The organism is Paenibacillus sp. 01T422 (genome assembly GCF_056398785.1).
The window spans coordinates 1-1,837 of record NZ_JBFTQB010001093.1 but is presented as its reverse complement, the minus strand read 5'-3'; the positions used below and the strand labels follow the sequence as shown (position 1 = coordinate 1,837).

Sequence of the window (1,837 nt, the reverse complement as noted above, 5' to 3'; positions counted from 1 at the left end):
TTGCAATTGTTCCGTCTGCAGCATAAACATTTTCTCATACTCGGAGTACGATCTTGAGGTCATAGCGACCCCCACTTGCTCATAAATACGCTTTTGTTCCATGCTCATCTCYCCTCAGCTCAACTTGTCTGTTCGACAACCTGTCTCTTAACCCGTTCCCCTCTGGAAAGGATTAGGAGAATATTACCATGGGGGACTGCCTATAGCAATAGGGATTTCTTGATGACCTGTTTGGAAATCATTCATATTTATGATACGATTGCATATATCTTTAAGCTTACTACAGAAACGAGGAACAACTGTGTCAAAACAACCTTTCAAGAAACATACGATCTACAAAAAAGATAAATGGAACATGCTCAATGTTGAAGTCCAAGGGACCAAAATTGTGCTTACCGAGATCTCCGACCAGTGGGGCGAAGAATGTCACACTTTTATCGGACGGCCAGCGATGCTGCACTGGGCTAGTGAGCGATTTGCTAAGGATAAGTTCGATGGTACTGAGGAAGAATTGCAAGCGATTATGGACGCTTTCAAAGAAGTCTAAGCGGATTAGACCAAATGCCTTGACTTTCCTTCTCTATCTTTATTATAATCAAGTTATAATTTCATACGTAATACTCCAAAGGGGAGTAGCTGATACAGTAAAGTCGTCAATTCGGATCCTCATCAGATCCCGGCTTTATTGGCAACGACAATCGTTGTTAGCAAGACCTTTGCCAAATTTTTGGTGAAGGTCTTTTTTGATGAATTAGAGCCTTCACCGGTCGTCGGTGCTGGGCTCTATTTTTTTCAAAAAAATTGCTAAAGGAGTGGTCGTTGTGGAATGGTTATCAGCAGCTTTTTTCGTTTCATTACTCAGTATTATTCTCATTGATTTGGTACTTGCAGGAGATAACGCGATCGTTATCGGTATGGCGGCACGTAATTTGGAAAAGAAAACACAAAAGAAAGTCATCTTATGGGGAACGGTGGGCGCCATCRTTATTCGCGCTTTGGCAACCCTAATCGTGGTCACACTTTTGAAAATTCCGGGTCTACTCTTAGCGGGTGGCATATTGCTCCTCTGGATCTCTTATAAGCTGCTCAGTGAGAAGAAAAATCACGAACAAGTTCAAGCCAAGAGCAGTATGTGGGCTGCGATTCGTACGATTATTATTGCCGACGCCGTGATGGGCCTGGATAACGTAATTGCTGTCGCCGGCGCAGCTCACGGGAATTTCCTGCTAGTCATCATCGGTCTGCTCGTTAGCGTCCCTATCGTGGTCTGGGGCAGCACCTTGTTCATCAAATGGATTGAAAAATATCCATGGATCATGTATATCGGCGCAGGCGTGCTCGCGTTAACAGCAGGTAAAATGATTACCGGCGAGAAGTTCCTCTCCCCTTATTTTGCATCAAACCCGCTCGGCAAATGGCTGCTTATCGGTCTGCTCGTCATCATCGTGCTTGCGGCAGGCAAATGGTCCAAAATGGTTGGCTACCTCGTAGAAGTCGGTGACCGTGGACAGTTGACATTGCCTAAGGAATTAAGCGATGAGGCGCAAATTGCTCCGGAAGATCGTTTTACAGTCAAAATGGATTCTCGGGGCAAGTTAATTCTGGTGAAGACCGAAGATGATGAAAATCCCGATGAAACGATGCAGCATGCCGGTTGAAAAAGGAGTTTGCTGATAGGCAGCGAAAGTTACTATCATGCAGTAGTTAGCAAGCGTCATATTCTATAAGGATAAGGATGATTCACCAATGACCGATTCTGGTTCTATACTCACATTTGTACTCGTATCCTTCTGCCTTGCCATCATTTTGATTATAAAAAAAGACAGCCTTCCAGCTC

2 protein-coding genes are annotated in these 1,837 nt (G+C 44.3%); both read left to right on the top strand.

Translation table 11 applies throughout. The annotated features are described in order from the left end of the window. The first annotated feature begins 355 nt into the window (after positions 1 to 355). Positions 356 to 547: a hypothetical protein gene (locus AC1DUA_RS35915; protein ID WP_477504281.1), complete on the top strand. Its 192-nt coding sequence runs from the start codon at positions 356 to 358 to the stop codon at positions 545 to 547. 274 nt (positions 548 to 821) lie between these two features. Next, positions 822 to 1,658, top strand: a complete 837-nt coding sequence (locus AC1DUA_RS35910) for a YjbE family putative metal transport protein (protein WP_477504280.1) — start codon at positions 822 to 824, stop codon at positions 1,656 to 1,658. Positions 1,659 to 1,837 lie beyond the last annotated feature (179 nt).